This is a genomic window from Megasphaera sueciensis (genome assembly GCF_050219315.1).
Lineage (GTDB): Bacteria > Bacillota > Negativicutes > Veillonellales > Megasphaeraceae > Megasphaera_A > Megasphaera_A sueciensis.
On the sequence record NZ_CP116939.1, the window covers coordinates 247,943 to 271,074 of the forward strand.

The window sequence follows — 23,132 nt, forward strand, 5'->3', positions numbered from 1 at the left end:
GACCGATTTTCTGTCCGAGTACGGATGATGTAATGATGTTAGGTAATGTGTCTCACAACATATCAAATCTCTCTTGTGCAATAAAAAAAGACACGCAAAAACGAGATAACCAGGAACGTTGTTGTGGACCATATATTCGATTCGTCTTTTATTATATTCATTGCATGGTATTTTGGCAAAGGTTTTCAAACCTAATAATACGCAGATAAAACTTGTCGTATTTTTCTGTATTTACAAATTTATTACATATTTCTGACATTACGTTTGAATACGTTTTGTATACTAAATCCAGATGTGGAAAGGGGTATGTATATGAAAAGACAAATTGTTCCGGGTAAGATGAAGAAATATGCGGCCAGTGTATTGTGTGCACTGACTATTTTTTCGGTTGTGCAAACATTGCCTGTCATGGCTGCGCCTGTTGATAAAACGGTGACGGTAATGAATCGGCAGGCGGCTTCCACCCTGTATTTACAGCGTACGGCTTGGGAACCGGAGGTAAAACAGTCTATCAATGATTTTTTAAAACTCTATGGCAAGCAGTCGGCCAATTATAAAGCTGCGGATCGTCCGTATGCTGTGTTTGATTTTGACAATACGACGTCTGTTATGGATGTGGAGGAACAGCTTATGATCTGGCAACTAGATCATTTGGCTTTTGCCATTGCGCCGAATCAGATGATGGAAGTGCTCCGGACGGGCATTCCGGCGGAAAAGCTGAGTTTGACCTATGGTGCCGATGACGGCGAAGGACGCCAGGTGCGGATTCAGGATGGGATCCGAGATGCGTCGGCTGCATATAGTGTTTTATATAAGCAAGGGCTAGTAACCCCGCAGGGAAAAGAATTTTCTGCAGCAGTAAAAAATAGTCCGGAATTCAAGGAATTTAAGGCTAAAATGCGCTGGCTCTATGATGCGATAGGCGAAACCATGGACGCATCCGTGTCGTATCCGTGGGTAACCTACTGGTATACGGGCATGACGCCTAATCAAGTATATCAGTTGGCGTACCGCTGCGACAGCTGGTATGGTGATCCTGCCAAGGGACAGACATGGAGTAAGGGTTCCTATCAGAGCCCGGCGGAATTGAAATCGCAGGCCGGCAATGTCAGCGTATCCTATAAATTGGGGATTACCGTGACACCGGAAATAAAAGAGTTGTATAACGCCTTAAATGAGAATGGTATTGATACATGGATTGATTCCGCATCTCCTCTGGATGTTGTTCGGGCCGCGGTAGATTATTTCCAGATCCCCGGTGTCGATGGAATTGTCGGTATGACGAATCGCAAGGATCGGCAGGGACGGTATATCAATGCGTACGACTACAAGCTTCATGCCCAGACTCAGGGCGTCGGCAAATCGCAGACGATCGATTCGGTTATTGCTCCGCGATATAAGGGTCAGGGGCCGGTTTTTACCGCCATGGACTCTCAGGGAGATTTTAATTTCTGTACAGAATATAAAAATACCAAAGCTGTTCTGGTGTTGAACCGCAAGCGGACAGATGACGCCGCATTATGCGCCGGTATTGCCGTATGGCAGAAAAAGAAAGGTGTTTCCTTAGCACAGGCTAATAAGAATGGCGATACACTGTATCTCCTGCAGGGCAGAAATGAAAATACCGGAACCTTGTGGCCCGACGATAAGACCTTGTTGCTGGGCAAAAAAGACAAAGCATATCTCTCTGATAAAGCACAGAAAGTTATTCAGGAACTGGATGCAGGAAAATCGATTGCAGAAGTGCTCAAAGAAAACACGAAATTGAAGGACTATCAGGGCTATAAAACCCGCTAACCGGCTTGGTATAAAAACTGTATATCAAAAAAATGCTGTCAATAAATGAAAAGATACGGCGAAATACAATTTATGGTTCTATGTCAAATGTTGGGATGACTTAATAGCGAACTACAAATTAGGGGCTGTGAAAAAATGAAAAATCATTCTTTCGCAGCTCTTTTTTTACGGGATGGGAAAATATGGACCCGGCCGGGACGGTGCAAGAAAATCCCAAAATAGAAAGCAGCGTACGAAAACTGGGTATCCCCACGGTCATGGACCGGGTAATACAGCAGGCTATCCGACAGATTATGGGCTATGCGGAACAAGACGATGGCTTGTTCTAACCAACTAAGCTGTACTTTCTGGAAAATTAAAATTTTATATATGATAATGCAGGTTTTGTCAACGTATAATTTGTCAAAAATAGTATTATGCGTTACACTACTACATATGGCATTTTATAAGCTATTTCACGTACAGGAGAATATAATGTCTATCATATCACCTTGTTTTACATCCGTCTATGGTCATGCCGAAACGGAATTTACGGTTAAAAAATCACGGTTTATTACGTCTGCGGCAGAAATTTCTACAGAAGAAGAAGCACGCAGCGTTATTGGAAGAATTCGTAAGCAATACTGGGATGCCAGACATAACTGTTTTGCTTATCGTATAGGGGATACCGGTTTTATACAAAAATATAATGATGATGGGGAACCGGCAGGAACAGCTGGCCGGCCTATATTGGAGGTATTAACGAAAAGCGGCATTACCAATACGGTAATTGTTATAACACGTTATTTTGGCGGTATTAAGCTTGGTGGCGGAGGTCTTATTCGTGCATATAGTCATGCTGCTGTGTTAGGGGTTGAAGCGGCGCAGATTGCGGATTATTTTCCTTTTATTATTGCTGAAGCTGAATTTGGGTATGCGTTTATTAACTCTCTTGAACGGATACTGCCGGCTTTGAAAGTTCGTATTATAGACAGAATATTTTCTGATACTGTTTGTTTTCGTTTGGAGATTCCACAAGAAAAGAGTGTGCAGGTACAGGCTGATATCGCTGATTTGACAAATGGTACTGCCGTTTTCAAGGAGGATGGGAATGTATTGGTACCTATTATACGAGAAAAATAACAAGTTTATTTTTTGAAATATAGAAAAAAGCAACTTCAACGACTATGCTGAAGTTGCTTTTTTGTTGGAAAAAGATGAAGTTAGTGCATTGCAGGTGCTTCAATACCTTCTTTTTCATTTTTAGCTTTTGTTTCTGCTTCGATTTCTTCACGAGAACGCATATCCTGTGGAACGGTTTTAGAATATTTGATCCAGCTCTTAATCGCTTCTATCATAACGATAGCATCGAGAATCAGCATAATAACACTGATAGCTACTAAAAGCCATTTACCGTCAGGGATATAATTATAGAATACATTTTCATAGTCCGCATCGACGGTAATCAAACTCATAATGATACAGGGAATCATGGTAACCCATGCATAACGTCCACGACCATGACGATAAATAAAGGAAGTGCCAATAGCCAATGTAACGGCAGCAAGTAACTGGTTGGATACGCCAAACAGCGGCCAAATGACGCCGATGTTGCCTTGGAGTACTAAATATCCCCAGCAAATGCTGATAGCAGCGGAGCAAATAATAATACCGGGCCACCATTCCGTATCACCGAATTTCGGGGAGAATTTTCCGAGAAGTTCTTGAAGTAAATAACGGCCGACACGAGAACCGGCATCAATCAAAGTTAAAATGAACAGCGCTTCAAACATAATGCAGAAGTGATACCAGAATCCCATGAACTGTTCCATACCTGGAATTTTGTTAAAGATATCGGCCATGCCGACAGCCAAGGATACAGCACCACCTGGGCGATGCATAAGATTTTCACCAACTTGTTCGGCTAAGCTGGGTAAGTCTTGAACTTGGATGCCAAGAGCGGCAAATGCGCTTTGAGTGGAGTTAATAGCAAAATAATCGCTCGGATGAAGACTAGTAGCCGCAATAAGGGCCATCATGGAAATAAATGATTCGGTAAGCATAGCCCCATACCCAATTGGCAGAATTTGACGTTCGTTAGTCAGCATTTTTGGTGTTGTGCCTGTAGAAATCAAACTATGGAATCCAGAAATAGCACCGCACGCGATGGTAATAAAGACAAACGGAATCACAGATCCTTTGATTACCGGGCCGCCGCCTGCGCAGAACTCTGTTAAAGCCGGCATGCGGATAGTAGGAGCTACGATCAGGATACCGACAGCTAATGCAGCAATTGTGCCGATTTTCATGTACGTAGATAAATAATCACGTGGCGCTAATAACAGCCATACTGGCAGAACGGAAGCAATAAATCCGTAAACAGCAAGCATGATTTCCAATTGTGTCAAATTGAAAGTAAAATAGGGAGCTAATACGGAACCGGGAATTTCCGAACCATAAAATACAGCAAGTAATACAAGAACAACCCCGATAATAGTAGCTTCCTGAATTTTACCGGGACGAAGATACTTTAAATATAATCCAACAAAAATTGCGATAGGAATGGTAGAAGCTACAGTAAACGTTCCCCAAGGACTATTAAATAGAGAATTTGCAACTACAACAGCCATGCCTGCTTCTGTGATAATCAAGAGAAATAAGGTGGCGAGCAGTGCACTTATGCCGGCAGTATTGCTGATTTCGTCCTTTGCAATTTCAGCAATAGACTTGCCGTCGTGACGGACAGAAGCCAATAAAATAACCATGTCATGGACGGCTCCGGCAAATACAGAGCCAAACAAAATCCAAAGCATACCCGGTAAATAACCGAATTGTGCTGCAATAACAGGACCAACAAGAGGACCTGCACCGGCTATGGCAGCAAAATGATGACCAAATACGACCCATTTATTAGTCGGTACATAGTCATGTCCATCATCTAAACGGATGGATGGTACTACCTTATACTGGTTTAACGTTAATACTTTGGCAGCAATAAATGAGCCGTAAAAACGATATCCCAATACAAGGAAGCATGCGGTGATTATAACCATATAAACACCATTCATTACCATTACTAAAACCTCCTTTTTATTACGTTCCAAATATAACATTCTTTTAAAGGAGAAGAAAGCAATTTCGTGTGAATGGAACAAAAAAGGAGATTAACGGAAATATATGGCTGTGAGTGGAAATATTTATTTTATAAAAATTAATTAATTATTAACAAAATAAACAAGTTATTTCAAGTGAAATCCTTGCCATACAATGCGACTGGGAACTTGGGCGGTAAAAATACCGCTTGCCATAAGGAAACAACCAAATAATTCCCGAAAAGTCAACGTTTCTCCTAATAGTAAGAAGGCGGCCAAAGCACTGAAAATCATTTCAAAACTCAATAACAAGGACGCTTCCGTTGCAGCAATGCGGGCTTGTCCCAGAATTTGTAAAGTATAGGCGATGCCTCCGGAAAACACGCCGCCATATACCAGAGGCAGCCAAGTGAGTAAAACCATAGACCAAGATAAGGACTCTCCCGTAATTGCAATTGCCAGAAAATTAAAACAAGAACAGACAGCAAATTGTCCAGCGGCAAGTATGATTCCCGGATAATATCGAACCAGCCAAGAAACAAGTAAAATATGCAGAGACCAAAAAATAACCCCGCATAATTCCAAGGCATCTCCGAAATTCAGTGCTTGTCCATTTGTAGGATATGAAAGAAAATAAAGACCGATGACGGCGACAATACATCCGGTGATATGAGAAAATCGTAAAGGATTATATAAAAATAAGCCCAAAATAGGAACAGCAATAATATATAAAGATGTAATAAAACCAGCCTTTGCAACGGTAGTGTAAAAAATACCTATTTGCTGTAAGGAAGCTCCGGCAAATAAGACAAAGCCCAGCATCGTGCAGGCTATCGGCAGTGACAGATGGGATGGAGTTTTCCGCGAACGCACAAGCAGACTGTTTTTCTGCCAGATAATCAATGGTAAAAGCGATAGGGAAGCTAATGCGAAACGAATTCCGTTAAAGGAAAACGGACCGATCGTTTCGGTACTTATTCTTTGGGCGACAAACGCGGTACCCCAAATAAATGCAGCTAGCAATAATAATAACCTATATTTCATGAAATATCCTTTCATAAGTAAAATTTGTACTTATCAAGTATACTATACCATAAAAATATTTTCTACTAGAAAGAAAATATAAAGCAAAACTAAAAATAATACATAATATGTATTATTGTGAAATATTTCACTGTATTTACAGATGTAAATATTAAAAATCATTGGTCATATATAAATGAATGATGTATAATGTATTTAATCATAATTTGGAGGCGAGTCTATTGTATACGAACGCTTTGTTAACTGATCTGTATCAATTGACGATGATGCAAGGCTTATTTTTTGAAGGCAAGCATAATCAGCCATGTGTTTTCGACAGATATTACAGAACGAATCCTTTTAAAGGCGGCTACACGGTTGTAGCTGGATTGGAGCATTTGATTGATTATGTGCAGAATATGCATTTCAGTGATGATGATATATATTATCTGAAGAGTACGAATCTATTTAAAGAAAGATTTTTAGATTATTTGAAAGGCGTGCATTTTACGGGTGATATTTATGCGATGCCGGAAGGAACCGTTGCTTTTCCCCAGGAAGTGCTGCTTCGCATACATACGGCTAAAGATGAATCATTATTGCTGGAAACTGCAATGTCTATGATCATGAATCATGAAAGCTTGATAGCTACTAAAGCACGTCGTGTTCGAACGGTTGCAGGGAATGATACGCTTATGGAATTCGGATTACGCCGGGCGCAGGGAATGTCGGCGGGTGTTTATGGGGCGCGTTCGGCTATGATTGGCGGCTTTAACGGTACGAGTAATGTATTGTCTGGAGCTAAATTTGGCATGCCTGTTTTAGGAACTATGGCGCATAGCTGGATCATGAGTTTTCCGTCGGAACTGGAAGCGTTTCACGCATATATCCGCCAATATCCCAATAATTTAATACTTTTGGCAGATACATACAATACATTGAAGCAGGGAGTTCCTGATGCGATTACTGTATTTCAAGAAATGAAAGATGCTGGGACACTGCCTAAGAAATTTGGTATTCGTCTCGATAGCGGTGATTTAGCTTATCTGTCAAAAGAAGCAAAAAAGATGTTTGATGCAGCTGGATTTCCTGATGTTATTATATCGGCCTCAAATGATCTTGACGAGTTTCTTATTTCTGAGCTAAAGCTGCAAGGATGTGCTATCAATTCGTGGGGAGTAGGAACACACCTGATAACGGCTGAAGACAGTCCGTCTTTGGGGGGCGTATTTAAACTTGTGGGACAATATGATGGGGATGTGTTTGTACCGAAAATTAAGATGAGCGATAATGCGGAAAAAATTTCTAATCCGGGTATTAAAAATGTATATCGTATTTATGACAGAGAAAGCAAAAAAATGAAAGCGGATATCATTGCCCTTGAAGAAGAAAAATTTTCGACAATAAAAAATCTTCAGCTTGTCAGTGATAAGACACCTTGGCGCTCTCGTGTTATTTATGCTAACAGTTTCGATGTTTGTCCGATGCTGCAGCCTATTTTTCAAAAAGGGAAGCTGGTATATCATAAGCCTACGTTGGCGGCAATCTGTGATTATGCAGATGAACAGATACAGACACTTTGGCCGGAATATCTGCGTCTTGTTAATCCAGAGGAAATGTGGGTGCAGCGGAGTTCTAAACTTTCTAAATTACGTAATAGGATTTTGCAGGAGGAATCGGCAAAATTTATGTAATTTTATGATATCAGGGCAGGACGGGATATTCTCGTTTCTGCCTTTTTTATAGAAAAATACCCTTGTATTGTAAGATGTGTTTATCTATCTTTACTTGTGATATAATACCTAATACAGAGAATAATAATCGATAGGAGTGAGTACATGCGTGGTGCAATTGTAGGTGATATAGTTGGTTCAGTATATGAAGCAAGACCGTATCGCATTAAAACGAAAGAGTTTCCTTTGTTTGTAAAACAATCGCGTTTTACGGACGACACAGTTACCACGGTGGCTGTAGCGGATGCGTTAATAGAAGCATATAAAGAGAAAAAGGGTCTTAGTATGCCACTTCGCGAAAAACTACGATATTGGTGCCAAAAATATCCGGATGCGGGGTACGGTCCTTGTTTTAAGGAATGGTTCCAAGCTGAAGCGGCAAAACCATACGGCAGTTATGGCAATGGGGCAGCTATGCGTGTATCACCGGTCGCATGGGTCGGACGATCTTTACATGAAGTTCAGTATCTGGCAGAACTTACGGCGGTGGTGACACATGACACACAAGAAGCTATAACCGGAGCAGTTGCTGTAGCTTCGGCTATTTATTTGGCTCGTACAAAGAATAATAAAGAGAGTATACGTTCATATATACAGCAATACTATTATCCGATGGAACAGACCTTGGATCTAATTCGGCCCGGCTATCAGTTTACTTCTAGAACGCAAGAGAGTGTTCCACAGGGCATTGAGGCGTTTTTAGAAAGTGAAAGCGTGGAAAATTCTATCCGCAATGCCATCTCCTTGGGCGGCGATAGTGATACACAAGCGGCTATTGCTGCCAGTATAGCGGAAGCTTACTATGGAGGAATACCGCAGGCAGTATGGCAGGGTGCATGGCAGCGGTTAACACCGGAATTAAAAGAAGTGCTTATTACATTTGAACGTATTTTTAAATAGCGATATTCTTTTTAATAGGAGAAGGGAGACCATAGCGTGATCAAGGAGAAAAGTTTTTCTGTCCTTTACCGAATTACGGCAGACAGTAAGGAAGAAGCTCAAAATTTGGCTCAGAAAATTGCTGTAGAACAGACTATCGAATTTCCTCCTGATTTAGTAGAAAGACAGTCTATTTTCGATAATATAGTTGGAAATGTTAAGTTTACAGAGTATGGGGATGGACAATATCGGTATTGGATAACGTATAATGATGGAGCTGCAGGAACCGAAATTACGCAGTTATTCAATGTTGTTTTTGGAAATAGCAGTATGCAGCCTGGCATATGGGTAGAAGATATTGAATTTTCTTCGGCTTTTTTATCGGCGTATCACGGGCCTCATTTTGGCATTGCCGGTATTCGTGAACTTTTAGGTGTTTTTCACCGGCCTTTACTTCACTGTGTGATTAAGCCGTTAGGTTCAACGACGGCAGAGCTGGCTCATATGGCCTATGAGTTTGCAGCAGGGGGGGCAGATCTTATTAAAGATGATCACGGTATTACCAATCAGGCTAGTGCTCCTTTTGCAGAACGGGTAGCTGCTTGTGCCGAAGCTGTACGGAAAGCGAATAAGGACACTGGCGGGCATGCTGTCTATGTTGCTAATTGCACTGCAGACGGGACAAAAAGTCATGAAAGAGCACTGCAAGCTAAAAAATTAGGGGCCGGGGGCATTTTATTGGCACCTGTGCTTACAGGGTTTGGCATGATTCGTGAAATTGCGGATGATCCCTTGGTAGGATTGCCCATAATTTCTCATCCATCGTTGTCAGGGGGGTTTATTATGCCCGGCCTTTCCGGTGTTGTCATGTCTGTCTTGTATGGCGTATTTTCACGTCTTGCCGGTGCGGATGCTGTTGTATTTCCCAGTTATGGCGGCAGATTTACTTTTACGGCGGATGACTGCAAAAAGATTGCCGAGTCCGCTAGAAATCATTTGGGAAAATTAGCGGCGATTTTTCCCAGTCCCGGTGGCGGTATAACAGAAGAAACGATTCCTAAACTGGCAAAGTTATACGGCAGGGATGTTATATATTTGGTAGGCGGCGGTATTTTTCGTCATGGACCGGATTTGCTTGAAAATACAAAATTTTATAAAATGATGATACAGGAGATATACTCGTGAATACAGAACAAAAATATGAAAAACTAAAAAAAATCTTAAGCCATATGGGCAGTGTTGTTATTGGTTTTTCCGGTGGGGTAGACAGTACGCTGCTCTCTTATACGGCGTATACCGTATTAGGAAAGCAGTCACTGGCTGTTACGGCAGTATCCCCAACGCTGCCTGCAAGTGAACGGTCTGATGCAAAAAGTTTGGCTGAGGCAATAGGAATACCCCATCGGGAAGTATTGTCGACAGAATTTGATAATCCGAATTTTGTGCATAATCCGAAAGAACGCTGCTATATTTGTAAAAAAATCAGGTTTGAAGCACTGGTAAAACTAGCACAGAGGGAAGGATATCAATGGGTAATTGATGGCGGCAATATAGATGATCTTGATGATTACCGTCCGGGAATGAAAGCACTGCTGGAATTATCCGATCACGTACGCAGTCCGATGATCGAAGCAGGTTTGGGAAAAGCGGATATCAGAATTATTTCCCGTCAATTGGGGCTTCGTACGTGGGACAAACAAAGTGCAGCTTGTCTTGCCAGCCGAATTCCCTATGGAATGGAACTAACATCGGAGCGATTGGAGACAATTGATAAAGCAGAAACTTATATTGCACCTTTTATTCAGGGATCCCTGCGGGTGCGGTATCATGGCGATATCGCGCGTATTGAAGTGGGGATGGAGGAATTAAGTGTTATATTGAAGCATCGGCAAAGTATTGTAAAAGCTTTAAAGAAATGTGGATTTACATATGTAACACTGGACTTGGGCGGATATGAAATGGGAAGTTTGAATGAAGAAATCAGTGTGAAAGAGGAATAGTATAATGGCAATCACAAAAAAAATAAAACAAGAAATGTTAGAACGATTTCAACAGCAGTATGGTATATTGAAACCGGCCTTGCATTATCATTCCCCCTTTGAACTTCTGGTGGCCGTCGTTTTATCGGCACAATGTACTGATGAACGAGTTAATGTTGTAACAGGAGACTTATTTCCTTTATATAATACGCCAAAGAAAATGCTTGAACTGGGTCTGCAGGGATTGGAAAGTAAAATACGTACGTGTGGTCTCTATCATAGCAAAGCGCAGCATTTGCTGGAAACTAGCGCAATTCTTTGTGAAAAATATGACGGAGAAGTGCCGCAGTCTTTTGAAGAACTTGTCAAACTTCCTGGTGTTGGCCGAAAAACAGCCAATGTTCTTGTGAGTATTCTTTTTAATATACCGGCAATTGCTGTAGATACGCATGTATTTCGTGTCGCAAATCGTACGGAACTGGCTGTTGGGAAAACTCCGTTAGAGGTAGAACAAGGATTGCAGAAGGCTGTTCCAAAAAAATGGTGGAGTCGGGCACATCACTGGCTTATTTGGCACGGAAGACGTGTTTGTAAAGCACGGACTCCGTTATGTCATGAATGTATATTGAATGATTTGTGTCCGGCAGCGGCATTAAAAAGTAAATAATGGAACAGGATTTATGAAAGAATATATTATTACAAGAGCGATATATTTCACGCCACAGGGATGGTGGAAATATATCGCTCTTGTCGTTGTGCGCCCGACATGGGCGCAGTCTAGCGGGTGAAAGTCCCTAGTGCGGGTTAATAGTGCCAAGCACATATGCATTTGATATGTGGAGGGTAAGAATAAATCTGCAGGCACCCTTCGAACGGTATGCCGATGACACTATTATTCACTGCAAAGTGGACAGGCATAGAACCAGTCTATGGGAATTTTCTGCCACGTATTAGGCATGGCAATATTCTTGATTGTATATCTTATGATGCTTCATTTGTTAGAAGAACTCATTGTTTGTGCAGCAGACAGTGAGTCTCCTTTTATCGGGGTTTTAAACTTGGGGATTCCCAATAATATGGCCACGACTGATGCCACACCTAAAAGATAAGGATAATACAAATATTGCATGATGGAGAATGGTGAAATTACTGCGAGACTGGAAGCAACTAACAGCTGAGCACCGTAGGGGATGCATCCTTGTATAAAGCAAGCAAACGTATCCAAAAGACTCGCGGCTTTTCTCCTGTCCACACCATATTTTTCAGATAGATTTTTCGTGAGTGAACCTACTATGATGATAGAGACTGTGTTATTTGCGGTACATAAATCTACTAAACTGACGAGTATGCCAATACCAAATTCAGCACCCTTTTCAGAGTGAATTCTTTTTTGTATGGTATGTAATAAAAAATCTATGCCGCCATTGACCTTTGTTAATTCTCCCATGCCGCCGATTAGTATGGATATGATGGATATATCTTCCATACCAGCAATACCTTTTAAAGAAAGCTGAAATACAGTAAATATATCAAATGAACCATATATAAGGCCTATTATAGCAGATAATACAATGCCACCGACTAATACCAGGACTACATTCAAACCGGTTAAAGCGATTACAAGCACGGCTACATAAGGTATTATTTTAATCAATTCATAATCATATGCTTCCGTAGCGTTGACATCCATGCCTAACGTCAGAAATGCATATATAATCAACGTGATAATTGCCGCAGGTAATACTATTTTAAAATTAGCCTTAAATTTATCTACCATTTCAACGTCTTGCGTTTTAGTGGCTGCTACCGTGGAATTCGATATCATGGATAAACCGTCGCCAAACATGGCACCGCTGACGACAGCAGCAATCAAGAAACCTACGGGCAATCCTGTTTTTTCCGCTATTCCAACGGCAATAGGTGCTAATGTAACTATGGTTCCGACAGACGTGCCGAGAGACATGGATAAAAAAGAACCAATTACAAACATGCCGGCTACCATTAGGCTGGGCGGAAAAACAGCCAATCCCAAATTTACCGTAGCATCTACTGCACCCATAGATTTGCTGACCTCAGCGAATGCTCCTGCCAGAATAAAAATTAAACACATCAGAATGATACTGGAATCTCCGGCACCTTTGCAGAATTGTTCCACTTTTGCGTCGATGGATACTTTTCTATTTTGCAGTATGGCTATGGTGGAGGCGATAATTAAAGCTACGACTACAGGCATTTTGTAAAAGTCTTTCATAATTAATGAAACCCCGAGAAATAGTGCCATAAATACAACTAGTGGCAGCAGGGCGATGGCATTACCTTTTTTTTCATCATTCATTATTGTACGTACCTCCCTTATTATATTTAATTGAGTTTTACATTATTGTTTTTTCTTAAATTACCTCCCGACGTATTGTATTTCCCCCAGATTCATATGGCTATAGCGTATGGATTCCTGTTTTGTTATAATAAGAATAGCATTTTAAGATAGTATTCGTGAAATATCAATTTTCATCAAAGTTGCATAGTTTGAAACTATAGTAAAAGGAGGACATGTGTCATGACATTTCAACAGTTAAAATATATTATTGAAATTTCCAGGAGTCATTCTATTACTGCTGCCGCACAAAAATTGTTTATTTCTCAGCCCAGTCTTAGCAAATCTGTAAAAGAATTGGAAACGGAGTTGGGGATCACTATATTGGAACGAACGAGACATGGCGTATCTTTTACGCAAAGTGGCATGGAATTTTTAAGCTATGCCTATCGTATTGCCGATCAGATAGAAGGCATGCAGGGTTACTTTCGGCAGGATAACAGTAATGAAAAGAAGGTTCATTTGTCTATATCAGCACAGCATTATATGTTTCCTACCGATGCATTGGTTCAGTTTGTTCAGAAAGCTGAATCATATCATAGTTATACAATTACATTGCAGGAAAGCCGAACGACGCAGGTTATTCATGATGTGCTTGTGCAGCAAAGCCAGATTGGCATCATCTATGTATCTAAGGCAACAAAAAAATTTATGAACCGGTTATTTTTGCATAAAGGACTGGAATTTGTTCCTTTTTGCCAATATCCGCCATATGTATATCTCAGAGCACAGCATCCATTAGCTTCCAGACGGCAGATCAACGTACGTGAGCTGGAACCCTATCCGTATGTACGATATGGACAAGGGCAGGATCCGTATCTTTTTTCTGAAGAAGTTATTCTTCCAGGGATGTCCAATACGAAACTGATTTATGTGACAGATCGGTCCAGCCTGCTCAGTATGTTGCGTAATACCAATTCTTTTAATATCGGCACAGGGTGTTTATTAGCTGATATGGTTGGCAGCAGCATCATTTCTGTTCCTGTGGAAGATTGTATTGATATGATGGAAATTGGTTGGTTGAAATTGAAAAACATGAAAATGACTGAGGAAATGACACTTTATGTCCAATTGCTGGAGGATTCTTTGACTCAATGTACACGGGGATGCCTTACAGAAACGTAGGCATAGTTTAAAACTATGTAAAAATGCTACTAATAGGTATTTTTCAGAAAAAAATTTCTATGGTATGATTTTCTCAGATAAAATAGTTGGGAGGAGATAATCATGGAAAGAAAGCAATTACAAAAAATGGGTTTTGCAACGAAAGCGATTCATGGCGGTGCTTCTACAAACACCTTTGGTGCGTTAACTTGTCCTATTTATCAAACATCAACATTTGTGTTTGATTCGGCAGAACAAGGAGGCCGAAGATTTGCTTTAGAAGAAGGCGGATATATTTATTCGCGTTTGGGCAACCCGACGAATACGGTTATTGAAGAAAAGTTAGCATTATTGGAAGGAGCAGAAGCTTGTGTAGCTACATCCTCGGGTATGGGAGCTATTTCTGCGGCACTTTGGACGGCTCTTCATGCAGGTGATCATGTTATTGCCAGCGATACGCTTTATGGATGTACTTTTTCTCTGTTGAACCATGGCATGACACGATATGGAGTGGATGTTACTTTTGTGGATATGGCAGATTTAGAAGCTGTCAAAAAAGCGGTAAAACCAAATACAAGAGTTATTTACTTGGAAACACCGGCGAATCCAACATTAAAAATCACGGATATCCGTGCTGTCAGTGAAATTGCGCATTCGATTGATGATTGCATGGTGATTGTGGATAATACATTTTGTACACCCTATATTCAACGCCCGCTGGAATTAGGTGCTGACGTTGTTGTCCATTCGGCGACAAAGTATTTGAATGGGCATGGCGATGTTATTGCTGGATTTGTTTGCGGAAAGCAAGACTACATTAACAATGTTAAAATGTTCGGACTAAAAGATATGACTGGTGCTGTACTCAGCCCGTTTGATGCATTTTTGATTGCCCGCGGCATGAAGACACTGTCCATTCGTATGGATCGCCATTGCAGCAATGCAATGAAGGTAGCGCAGTTTTTGGAAACCCATCCAGCAGTTGCTTCGGTATCTTATCCGGGACTTAAAAGTTTTCCTTATTATGAATTGGCGCAAAAGCAAATGCGTATGTCCGGCGGCATGATTTCTTTTGAACTTAAAGGCGGTGTCAAAGAAGGCGCAGTCGTCATGAATAATGTAAAGCTTTGTAAACTTGCCGTTTCTCTTGGTGATGCGGAAACGTTGATTGAACACGCGGCTTCCATGACGCATTCTACTTATACTAAAGAAGAATTGGCGAGTGCTGGCATTAGTGAAGGATTGGTCCGGTTATCTGTCGGATTGGAAGATCCTGAAGATATCATTTCCGATCTTAAACAGGCATTGGATTTAATTATTTAATATTGTAGCTTGTCATAAAAGGACTGCTGTCTTTATTCAGATAGTAGTCTTTTTTTGTGCACGGCTGTCCAAGTTGTATGGCGGGGATGTAATTGCTGGTTATTATATATAGTTATGTATGTCCGGTAAAATATATGAATATTTCATTTGACAAATTTTACAACTCTGCTAAGATGAAATAAGGCATTCCTATATATAAATTATTTAGGGGAGGTTTTCTCTATATGAATTTGCAATATGTTAAAGGCAGTTATATGGATGAAATCATGTTTGAAAACAGGCCGGTCTTGTTTTCGCTGGAAGGGCTTCCGGAGGGAAATGATGAAGAAGCTGTCCGCTATAGCAAGCAGATATGGGAATGGATATTGGAATATCGTGTCCGTGTCATTGCCCATGCGCCGTTGATCGCCAATTTTAAAAATAAAAAATGGCGTGAGGACGGAGAACCGGAAGTTACATCAGAGGAGATACGAGGTTATTTGGAACGGATTAATTCCGTGTATGTCCAGTATCAAGGCGGTTTTGATATTTTCTTTGATACGAATGACGTATTTCACGAGCACTCTATTGTTGTCAGCATGGGGAAGAACTTTATGTTTAAAGGGTTTAAGCTTCTTTGATATGTTGTAGAAAGACATATCATGTGTTAAAATAATAGTGACCATAAATGCGAGGTGAATTCCAATGGAAAAACATATTATCACAATTAATACGGAATCTATCCAAAAGACGGCTCAATATGCAGGCTGCAGCGAATGTCAGACATCCTGCCAGTCCGCTTGTAAAACGTCTTGTACGGTAGGTAACCAGGTTTGCAGCAAATAAGTTATTTTTGAGCAGCCCTTTACCACAATGGTAAAGGGCTATTCTTATGCATGGAGGAATTATGACGGAAAAAATTAGACCGATGATTCACAAATACTGCCAAAATGGAACATATATGTTACTGGATGTAAACAGCGGCATTATGAATGTTATTGATAAAATGACGTATGATATACTCGATGTATATAATGGCAGCAATCGAGACAAGGTTCTGGAAAAATTCATTTCAATATATGCTCAAAAAGATATAGAACAAGTACTGGATGAATTAGATGAACTCATTAAAAAAGAAATGCTTTTTGCACCTATGTGTGAATCTTTTGAAGTTGTGGCGGAGGAAGAACCGGTTATTAAGTCCTTGTGTCTCAATATTGCACATGATTGTAATTTGCGCTGTAAATATTGTTTTGCTTCTACGGGAGACTATGACACACACAAGCGAGAATTGATGAGCTTTGACGTAGCTAAGCATGCCGTGGATTTACTCATTGAAAGTACGAAAAATAAAAGACAACATTGCGAGATTGACTTTTTCGGCGGCGAACCGCTTATGAATTTCGATGTTGTAAAACAGACCATTTCCTATATACGAGAACAGGAAAAGATACATGATAAGATTTTTAAACTATCACTGACAACCAATGGAATGCTTCTGGATGATGAAAAAATAAGCTATTTAACAGATAACCATATTAGTTTGATTCTCAGCTTGGATGGCAGACCGGAAGTGCATGACCGGATGCGTCCTGATGTCGGCGGACATGGCTCTTATAAGCGCTGTGCAGAAAATCAGGTTAAAGCAGCAGAACGCCGTAATGGAGAAGAATACTATGTACGCGGCACCTACACAAAATACAATCTTGATTTTACAGAAGATGTTCGCCATATGGCAGATCTCGGTTTTAAGGGCCTTTCTATGGAACCCGTTGTGGGGGATGATCTTTCGTATGCGATTACAGAAGAAGATTTGCCGGAAATCTATTCTGAATATGACCGTTTGACAAACTTTTATCTAAAACGATATAATGAAGGACGTCCGTTTGTGTATTATCATTTTATTATGGATTTATATCGGGGGCCTTGTATTGCAAAACGGTTGCGGGGCTGTGGGGCTGGCCATGAATATATGTGCGTTGTTCCTAACGGAGATATCTATCCTTGTCACCAATTTGTAGGTCAAGACGGATATGTCATTGGTAATGTCTATGCAGGTGTTACAGATCAAAAACTGCCAAAGATTTTTAGAGATACTCATGTTCTTAATAAACCTACTTGTGTAAAATGCTGGGCAAAATTTTTCTGCAGCGGCGGTTGTCATGCCAACAATATTAAATATGGCGGTGCTATTGAAACTCCTTATGAACTAAGTTGTCATATCCAAAAGAAGCGTATTGAATGTGCTATGTATATTCAAGCTGTTCTGGCTATGCAGAGAGCTAAATCCAGCAACTAGAAAAATATGTAAGAGGCGTTGGTTATGAATAAATTAAAAAATGCCTTATTGGCGGTTGTCTTCTTTTACACTTTATATGCTATTATGCATGATGGACCATCAAGAGTGATGGTAGGCATTCTTTTACTTGATGTATTTATATGTGTAATGAATTGTTGGATGAAAAGCAATACGCGCAGAAAAATGCATGAAAAGAATCGCAAATAACAGAACTTTTATATTGAGTTGCTCTCCGAATGTTGTATACATTGGGAGAGCTTTTTTTGTGCCGCAAGTTTATTTGTAATTAGAAAATGATTAAACTTCCTTTAAACTTACATTAAAATAGCAGGATTGATTCTGATGGTAAGAGAAGTGATGAGTTATATCGTTTATTTAATATCAAATATATAAGGAGGCACTAATATGAGAAAAGTCGCAATAATTGTTATGCTGGTTTTTGTAAGCAGTGCTGTATGGTTTGGCAGTGATTATATTGCGGTACCGCCGCAGCATGCAGAAGTCGTTATGGCAGAAAAGCCTAAAAAAAATGATATTTACGTATATATTACAGGGGCAGTTCGAAAACCTGGGCTGTACTCATTTTCTGAAGCTGTGAGAGTAGGGGATGCTATTCATAATGCAGGCGATATGGTGTTATATGCAGGTCCTGACGGTATAAATATGGCTGAATTAATACATGATGGGATGCATATCCACGTTCCCTATAATTTAGAAGGGGTACCAACGCAGTCCGGAGGAGATGTAATCAATATAAATCAAGCGACGGAGGCCGAGCTGTGTACATTGCCGGGGATAGGTCCCTCTATGGCAAAAAAAATTATTGATTACAGAAATGAACATGGAGCATTCCAAAGCGGCGATGATTTGAAAAAGGTTAAAGGAATCGGAACTGCAAAATTTGATAAGATTAAAGATAAGGTAACTGCATGATATATTTTAGTTTAGCATTAGCCGTTGCTTGCTGCGGAGGTATCGCAACTGCAGAAATACTGCATCTGCAGAGTGAATATTATATTGCAGGATTGCTTATCAGTCTTGTAGCAATGGGGGAAATGCGTTATAGGAAAAAAATGCTTTGTGTATTTCTTATACCGTTTTTTTTCTTCTTAGGAGCATGGCGGCTGCAATATGTATCTGAGGAATATCATAAACTTCCGGTATATTTGATTGGTCATACTCTTTATATGGAAGGTGTTATTGAAGAGCAGAAAAATACATATGAATCGGATAAAGGGAGGGTGACACGCTATGTTTTTTCTTTGACTCAATTTTCCTATAAAGGAGAAGACCTACGGTATGCTGCTTCCGGGCGGGTCTACATTACGCTTCCTGCATTGCCGTCGTGGCTTCCTTCTACTCATATTGGAATAACGGGAAGCATACATGCTGTAAAATATTATAAAAATACAGGAATGTATGATGCACGCCATCGGGATCGAGAACGGTATATGATAGGAGCGGTATATGTGGATACTCTTAATGATATCCGATATTTAAAGGAAGCTTCCGGGTGGCCGCTTTTTGCATGGAATATGCGTGAAAATATGACACGGAATTTTATGACGGTTCTCAGTAAAGAAAATTCATATCTCCTCAGCAGTTTGCTTTTTGGCGGGCATTATGAAGATTTACCGAAAACGCTTATTGATAGTTTTAGTACGACAGGCCTTATTCATATACTTTCTGTATCAGGTTCACATGTTTCTTTATTGTTGAGTATTGTACAATTGGCAGGGGGTATTTTCGGATTAAGAGAACGCAGATTATTTATCGTATCGGCTCTGCTAGTTGTTTTTTATGGTGCCTTGTCAAATTTTACAGCACCCGTTATTCGTTCTGTTATTATGGGACTTATTAGCGCGTATAGCCTGGTTGCCAGGCGTGATTATACAAGTTGTCATGCTTTGGCAGCAGCAGTCATTGCGATGGTTCTTTACAGCCCATATCTTTTATATGATTTAAGTTTTCAATTGTCTTGCGGCGCTTCGGCGGGTATTGTTTTGCTTCAGCATCCAGTTAGAAAAAAACTGGCCAGTTTACCACATTTTTTACAAGAAAGCATGACTGTCTGCCTCAGTGCGCAGGTATTGCTGGTCCCCTTCTTGTTTGCTAATTTCTTTGCGTTCCCATTATATTCTTTCCTTGCAAATCTTATAATTGGTCCTGTTTTAGACAGCACTATTGTGTTAGGACTTATTGCCGCTTTTTTGGGGATTTCTTTTACACCGGGAATGACCGTGTTATTATGGATAATAAATCCGCTTCTTACTTTGGCAGTACATGGAAATTACTTCATTGCGGCCCTGCCGTATAGCCGAATATGGAGCGGAGCACTATCGCTGTCTTCCGTTATTGCCTATTATATTTTTGTGGGAGTATTATTTTTTCCTTTGCCAAAGAAAAAAAAATTAATATTATTTTCTGTACTTTTAGTCAGTATTAATGTTTTATGGCGGCAATGGAACAGACCCGAAGCAGTTGTCTATGTTTTCGATATGGGAAATGATAGAGCGACATGTAGTATACATAGTGATAGTTCTATCCATGTGTGGTATAATAAGAGCCAATGGTCCAATCCGGAACAAATAGCCTGTGTCCTTACTCCGGCTTTGCGCCATAAAGGTATATTTTCCATTGATACAGCTTATATCAGCGGGTATGAGCCGAAACAAACGGCACAGCAATTAACAGAGCAGTTTTCGATAGGACATATTACCACCGTTCCTGCTGATAAGGAACATCAGCAGAAATACTGTGAAGCTGTACCGGGCATGGTTCCTTATTATATTTGCGATAGGCTTCCTCATGGTGTTATATTTCCCAAGTCTTGTATTGAAATACGATCACTGCAATATGGTACCGAAAAGATATCTTTTCCTAAAGAGGCAGCTGCGTTAATATTGTTTCGCAGCGGCAAAGGTGATATGGGCTGGGAAAATTGGCAGGAAGAGGCCGCCTATTATGGAATACCTTGTTTTTCTCCTTTTCGAACGGGTGAAATTATTGCCGTATTTCGTAAAGGGAAGTGGAGATTTTCTTCTTATGGTGGTGATTCAGAATGAATTCTATAAAAATTATATATGGCACAGAAGAATATCTAATGGAAGAAGCACGCCGAAAGTTTATCCTTTCTTGTCGGAAAACGTTCGGCAGTGATATAGATGTTCAAACGTTTTCTAAGGAAACACCGCCTGCCCGCGTTGTGGAGTCTTTTGAAGGAACCTCTCTGTTTGGCAGCGGAGGTATCTGCATATGGAATGAATCTCCTTATCTACCCGTAAAACATGGCGGACGGTCACGGAGTAAATTGTCTAAAGATGAGGAATGGTTCCTTGATAAAATCAGCCGTTTGCCGGATCAGCAGGCCGTTCTTTTTTATACAAAAGGGATGGTGGATAGGGGCAGTATTTTTTATAAAAAACTGAAACCTTTAGCAGATACAGTACAGTGTGAGCCTGTTACAGATCGCAATGCTATGATGTATGTAACAGAATATTTGAAGGGAAAACAAAAAATACTTACCAGTAGAGCGGAACAGTATCTTCATGCCTTATTTCAAACGTGGGAATCTATCTCACTTATGTATGTATTTTCAGAACTAGAAAAACTCTGTATTATGCTTGATGAACATCAAACACATATTGATGTTGCCGAACTAACCCATCTGTTTTCAGGCACTATGGAAAAGAATTTGTTTACCTTTATGGAAGCATTTCTTCACCGTGATGGTCGTCATGCCATACCGTTGCTGACAGGGCTTTTTTCCCGCCAAGATGTGTTTCTTAAAAATACTGGGTACATGATGTCACGTCTGCGTCTGTTAAAAGCATACAAAGAACTAAAACATAGTCAGGCTGGAACGGTGCAATGTGAGTCCGTTTTAGCGCAAATCAATAAGGGGAGAAACGTAAAATATGTTTTATTTAGTTTAAAAAAGGTAGAAACATATTGGACAGCGGCAGAATTAGATGAATTGATCAGTAACATATTTAAATTACAGCTCAATATTCGCAGGGGAATGGGTTCACACGAGGATATGGTACCGCTTATCTGCTTGTATTGCAGTTCAAAAGGAAGGCACCTATAGTGACAGAAGAAGAACGAGAACGAAAGGAACGGATGAAAGAATATCGTCGCAGGTATCAGGAAAAACATGGTATTCATCATCATCAGATTCCATGGAAAAAAGGATTAATTGCATTGGGTGTTATTTGTATTGTTAGTACTGGGGGATTTCTTTTTGCGCAGAGTAAAACGATTGATTCCGTTACATTGGAAGGACAACCTGTTGCAAATATGACCGAAGAGGATATTCAACAGTATCTTGATGAAAGAGAAAATGATTTGAATAAAAAAACCATCTCGCTTAAGGCACAAGGCGTAGATGAAACGCTTTCTTTAAAAAAAATGGAGGGCCATTATGACCGGCAGCGCATCAATGAGGGCATATTTCTTATTGGGCGCAGCGGTACGCCTATACAACGCATAGCAGATGTATATACGACGCTGCGATATGGAAAGGATGTTCCGCTGGCTATCGAAGTAAATGATGATATGCTTACGGATTTTACGAATCAGATTCATGATACATACGATGTGGAAGAGAAAAATGCATATGCTGTTCCTAACGGCAGTTCTGTTATTTTGCATAATGGAACGGATCGTATCGTGATTGATGCAGGGCAGCTGAAGAATCAGATTCTTGATGAACTGCACAAAGGGAATACTGGGGATATTGCAATAACGGTACAGGATCGCAAAGAACCTGCCATCAAGGAGAAGGATTTAAAAGGGATTGATACAGTGCTTTCTTATTATACGACTCATTTTGATACATCAGCTGCAGACCGCGATGCCAACATAAAAATTTGCCAGAATCTTCTGACGCATGCATTGATACCGGCAGGAAAAGCTTTCTCTTTCAATGATACTGTTGGTACGCGTACACGTGATAAAGGATATAAGGATGCGCCTGTTTACTTTGATAATAAGGTGGTCATGGATGCCGGCGGCGGTGTTTGTCAGGTAAGTACCACTCTTTTCAATGCGGCTCTGAGAGCAGGGCTCATTATTGATCATCGGGCTCCCCACTTTGCCCCTGCCGAATATGTCCCGGTAGGGATGGATGCTACTGTGGCTGATGGGTCTTTGGATTTTGGCTTTACCAATCCGTTTAAACATCCTATATATATTTATACGGTAATGACAGGAAGTGCGCTGACTGTATATATATTGGGGAACGCCGCAGATACTTGTGAGGTATCCTTTACGACGCTGTCTCAAAAGACGCTTCCGCATAAAGTTATTTATAAACACGATGACTCTGTTACGGACGATGTACGCGAGCAAGAAGGATATGATGGACATGATGTAACTATCCGGCGTGATGTGTCATACAAAGATGGAGATAAATATACGGATAAAATTATATCGCATTATGATCCGAATACATTAATTATTCGTACATTGGGGCCGTCGTCGGAACAAACGGTTCAAGATACAAATTTAGATGGTGAGACACCACAAGATGTTATTATTAATAAACTACATGACATGACAGATTAATCA

At 40.4% G+C, this 23,132-nt stretch carries 21 protein-coding genes; 18 read left to right on the plus strand and 3 right to left on the minus strand.

The genetic code is table 11. The annotated features are described in order from the left end of the window. The first annotated feature begins 312 nt into the window (after nt 1–312). The 3 genes from NXG62_RS01235 (at nt 313) to NXG62_RS01245 (ending at nt 2,919) form a co-directional block, all read left to right on the plus strand. Nucleotides 313–1,797, plus strand: coding sequence for a hypothetical protein (locus NXG62_RS01235; RefSeq protein WP_427113238.1), 1,485 nt, complete (start codon nt 313–315; stop codon nt 1,795–1,797). Between the two features lie 182 nt (nt 1,798–1,979). Beyond that, entirely contained in the window at nt 1,980–2,126 is a 147-nt protein-coding gene (locus NXG62_RS01240) for a hypothetical protein (protein ID WP_427113239.1), read from the plus strand. A gap of 145 nt (nt 2,127–2,271) precedes the next feature. Continuing rightward, nucleotides 2,272–2,919, plus strand: coding sequence for a YigZ family protein (locus NXG62_RS01245; RefSeq protein ID WP_427113240.1), 648 nt, complete (start codon nt 2,272–2,274; stop codon nt 2,917–2,919). An 80-nt stretch (nt 2,920–2,999) separates the two neighbouring features. Here NXG62_RS01245 and NXG62_RS01250 read toward each other — a convergent pair whose 3' ends face one another. Continuing rightward, on the minus strand, nt 3,000–4,850 hold the full coding sequence (locus NXG62_RS01250) for a carbon starvation CstA family protein (protein ID WP_427113241.1): 1,851 nt from the start codon (nt 4,848–4,850) through the stop codon (nt 3,000–3,002). Nucleotides 4,851–5,015: 165 nt separating this feature from the next. After that, the gene (locus NXG62_RS01255; RefSeq protein WP_427113242.1) at nt 5,016–5,912 is read right to left on the minus strand and encodes a DMT family transporter; all 897 of its coding nucleotides are present in this window, start codon (nt 5,910–5,912) and stop codon (nt 5,016–5,018) included. A 221-nt stretch (nt 5,913–6,133) separates the two neighbouring features. Between NXG62_RS01255 and NXG62_RS01260 the strand changes: the two genes are divergently transcribed. The 5 genes from NXG62_RS01260 to nth all read left to right on the plus strand — a co-directional run bounded on the left by NXG62_RS01260 (nt 6,134) and on the right by nth (nt 11,149). Continuing rightward, nucleotides 6,134–7,585 carry a nicotinate phosphoribosyltransferase gene (locus tag NXG62_RS01260; RefSeq protein ID WP_427113243.1) on the plus strand — a complete coding sequence of 484 codons (1,452 nt, stop codon included), beginning with the start codon at nt 6,134–6,136 and terminating at the stop codon, nt 7,583–7,585. A gap of 144 nt (nt 7,586–7,729) precedes the next feature. Next, nucleotides 7,730–8,524: an ADP-ribosylglycohydrolase family protein gene (locus NXG62_RS01265; RefSeq protein ID WP_427113244.1), complete on the plus strand. Its 795-nt coding sequence runs from the start codon at nt 7,730–7,732 to the stop codon at nt 8,522–8,524. 36 nt (nt 8,525–8,560) lie between these two features. Continuing rightward, on the plus strand, nt 8,561–9,688 hold the full coding sequence (locus NXG62_RS01270; protein WP_427113245.1) for a RuBisCO large subunit C-terminal-like domain-containing protein: 1,128 nt from the start codon (nt 8,561–8,563) through the stop codon (nt 9,686–9,688). After that, nucleotides 9,685–10,503: an ATP-dependent sacrificial sulfur transferase LarE gene (gene larE, locus NXG62_RS01275; RefSeq protein WP_427113246.1), complete on the plus strand. Its 819-nt coding sequence runs from the start codon at nt 9,685–9,687 to the stop codon at nt 10,501–10,503. Before NXG62_RS01270 ends, larE begins: the two co-directional genes overlap by 4 nt. Before the next feature lie 4 nt (nt 10,504–10,507). Next, complete coding sequence (gene nth, locus NXG62_RS01280) at nt 10,508–11,149, plus strand: endonuclease III (RefSeq protein ID WP_427113247.1); 642 nt, start codon at nt 10,508–10,510, stop codon at nt 11,147–11,149. A gap of 324 nt (nt 11,150–11,473) precedes the next feature. Here the strand turns inward: nth and NXG62_RS01285 are convergent, their stop codons facing one another. Next, nucleotides 11,474–12,817, minus strand: a complete 1,344-nt coding sequence (locus NXG62_RS01285; protein WP_427113248.1) for a Na+/H+ antiporter NhaC family protein — start codon at nt 12,815–12,817, stop codon at nt 11,474–11,476. A 222-nt stretch (nt 12,818–13,039) separates the two neighbouring features. Between NXG62_RS01285 and NXG62_RS01290 the strand changes: the two genes are divergently transcribed. The 10 genes from NXG62_RS01290 to NXG62_RS01335 all read left to right on the plus strand — a co-directional run bounded on the left by NXG62_RS01290 (nt 13,040) and on the right by NXG62_RS01335 (nt 23,129). Further along, nucleotides 13,040–13,981 carry a LysR family transcriptional regulator gene (locus tag NXG62_RS01290; protein ID WP_427113249.1) on the plus strand — a complete coding sequence of 314 codons (942 nt, stop codon included), beginning with the start codon at nt 13,040–13,042 and terminating at the stop codon, nt 13,979–13,981. A gap of 102 nt (nt 13,982–14,083) precedes the next feature. Then, nucleotides 14,084–15,283: a methionine gamma-lyase gene (gene megL / locus NXG62_RS01295; protein ID WP_427113250.1), complete on the plus strand. Its 1,200-nt coding sequence runs from the start codon at nt 14,084–14,086 to the stop codon at nt 15,281–15,283. Between the two features lie 224 nt (nt 15,284–15,507). Next, nucleotides 15,508–15,903: a DUF2262 domain-containing protein gene (locus tag NXG62_RS01300; protein WP_322351554.1), complete on the plus strand. Its 396-nt coding sequence runs from the start codon at nt 15,508–15,510 to the stop codon at nt 15,901–15,903. 64 nt (nt 15,904–15,967) lie between these two features. Further along, nucleotides 15,968–16,108 (plus strand): six-cysteine ranthipeptide SCIFF, encoded by a 141-nt coding sequence (gene scfA, locus NXG62_RS01305; RefSeq protein WP_427113251.1) that lies wholly within the window; start codon nt 15,968–15,970, stop codon nt 16,106–16,108. A 61-nt stretch (nt 16,109–16,169) separates the two neighbouring features. Next, nucleotides 16,170–17,561: a thioether cross-link-forming SCIFF peptide maturase gene (gene scfB, locus NXG62_RS01310; protein WP_427113252.1), complete on the plus strand. Its 1,392-nt coding sequence runs from the start codon at nt 16,170–16,172 to the stop codon at nt 17,559–17,561. A 24-nt stretch (nt 17,562–17,585) separates the two neighbouring features. Then, nucleotides 17,586–17,768: a hypothetical protein gene (locus NXG62_RS01315; protein WP_427113253.1), complete on the plus strand. Its 183-nt coding sequence runs from the start codon at nt 17,586–17,588 to the stop codon at nt 17,766–17,768. A 198-nt stretch (nt 17,769–17,966) separates the two neighbouring features. Further along, a complete protein-coding gene (locus NXG62_RS01320) occupies nt 17,967–18,494 on the plus strand; it encodes a helix-hairpin-helix domain-containing protein (protein ID WP_427113254.1) in 528 nt (175 codons plus the stop codon). Further along, nucleotides 18,491–20,626, plus strand: coding sequence for a ComEC/Rec2 family competence protein (locus tag NXG62_RS01325; RefSeq protein WP_427113255.1), 2,136 nt, complete (start codon nt 18,491–18,493; stop codon nt 20,624–20,626). The genes NXG62_RS01320 and NXG62_RS01325 overlap by 4 nt, the downstream gene beginning before the upstream one ends. Next, entirely contained in the window at nt 20,623–21,651 is a 1,029-nt protein-coding gene (holA, locus tag NXG62_RS01330; protein WP_427113256.1) for a DNA polymerase III subunit delta, read from the plus strand. The genes NXG62_RS01325 and holA overlap by 4 nt, the downstream gene beginning before the upstream one ends. Continuing rightward, nucleotides 21,651–23,129, plus strand: a complete 1,479-nt coding sequence (locus NXG62_RS01335) for a VanW family protein (protein WP_427113257.1) — start codon at nt 21,651–21,653, stop codon at nt 23,127–23,129. Before holA ends, NXG62_RS01335 begins: the two co-directional genes overlap by 1 nt. Nucleotides 23,130–23,132 lie beyond the last annotated feature (3 nt).

Bases quoted from the DNA above. Each gene is read 5' to 3' on its own strand.
- NXG62_RS01235 (WP_427113238.1), top strand. From the start codon at position 313: ATGAAAAGACAAATTGTTCCGGGTAAGATGAAGAAATATGCGGCCAGT.
- NXG62_RS01240 (WP_427113239.1), top strand. From the start codon at position 1,980: ATGGACCCGGCCGGGACGGTGCAAGAAAATCCCAAAATAGAAAGCAGC.
- NXG62_RS01245 (WP_427113240.1), top strand. From the start codon at position 2,272: ATGTCTATCATATCACCTTGTTTTACATCCGTCTATGGTCATGCCGAA.
- NXG62_RS01250 (WP_427113241.1), bottom strand. From the start codon at position 4,850: ATGGTAATGAATGGTGTTTATATGGTTATAATCACCGCATGCTTCCTT.
- NXG62_RS01255 (WP_427113242.1), bottom strand. From the start codon at position 5,912: ATGAAATATAGGTTATTATTATTGCTAGCTGCATTTATTTGGGGTACC.
- NXG62_RS01265 (WP_427113244.1), top strand. From the start codon at position 7,730: ATGCGTGGTGCAATTGTAGGTGATATAGTTGGTTCAGTATATGAAGCA.
- nth (WP_427113247.1), top strand. From the start codon at position 10,508: ATGGCAATCACAAAAAAAATAAAACAAGAAATGTTAGAACGATTTCAA.
- NXG62_RS01285 (WP_427113248.1), bottom strand. From the start codon at position 12,817: ATGAATGATGAAAAAAAAGGTAATGCCATCGCCCTGCTGCCACTAGTT.
- NXG62_RS01290 (WP_427113249.1), top strand. From the start codon at position 13,040: ATGACATTTCAACAGTTAAAATATATTATTGAAATTTCCAGGAGTCAT.
- megL (WP_427113250.1), top strand. From the start codon at position 14,084: ATGGAAAGAAAGCAATTACAAAAAATGGGTTTTGCAACGAAAGCGATT.
- NXG62_RS01300 (WP_322351554.1), top strand. From the start codon at position 15,508: ATGAATTTGCAATATGTTAAAGGCAGTTATATGGATGAAATCATGTTT.
- scfA (WP_427113251.1), top strand. From the start codon at position 15,968: ATGGAAAAACATATTATCACAATTAATACGGAATCTATCCAAAAGACG.
- scfB (WP_427113252.1), top strand. From the start codon at position 16,170: ATGACGGAAAAAATTAGACCGATGATTCACAAATACTGCCAAAATGGA.
- NXG62_RS01315 (WP_427113253.1), top strand. From the start codon at position 17,586: ATGAATAAATTAAAAAATGCCTTATTGGCGGTTGTCTTCTTTTACACT.
- NXG62_RS01320 (WP_427113254.1), top strand. From the start codon at position 17,967: ATGAGAAAAGTCGCAATAATTGTTATGCTGGTTTTTGTAAGCAGTGCT.
- NXG62_RS01325 (WP_427113255.1), top strand. From the start codon at position 18,491: ATGATATATTTTAGTTTAGCATTAGCCGTTGCTTGCTGCGGAGGTATC.
- holA (WP_427113256.1), top strand. From the start codon at position 20,623: ATGAATTCTATAAAAATTATATATGGCACAGAAGAATATCTAATGGAA.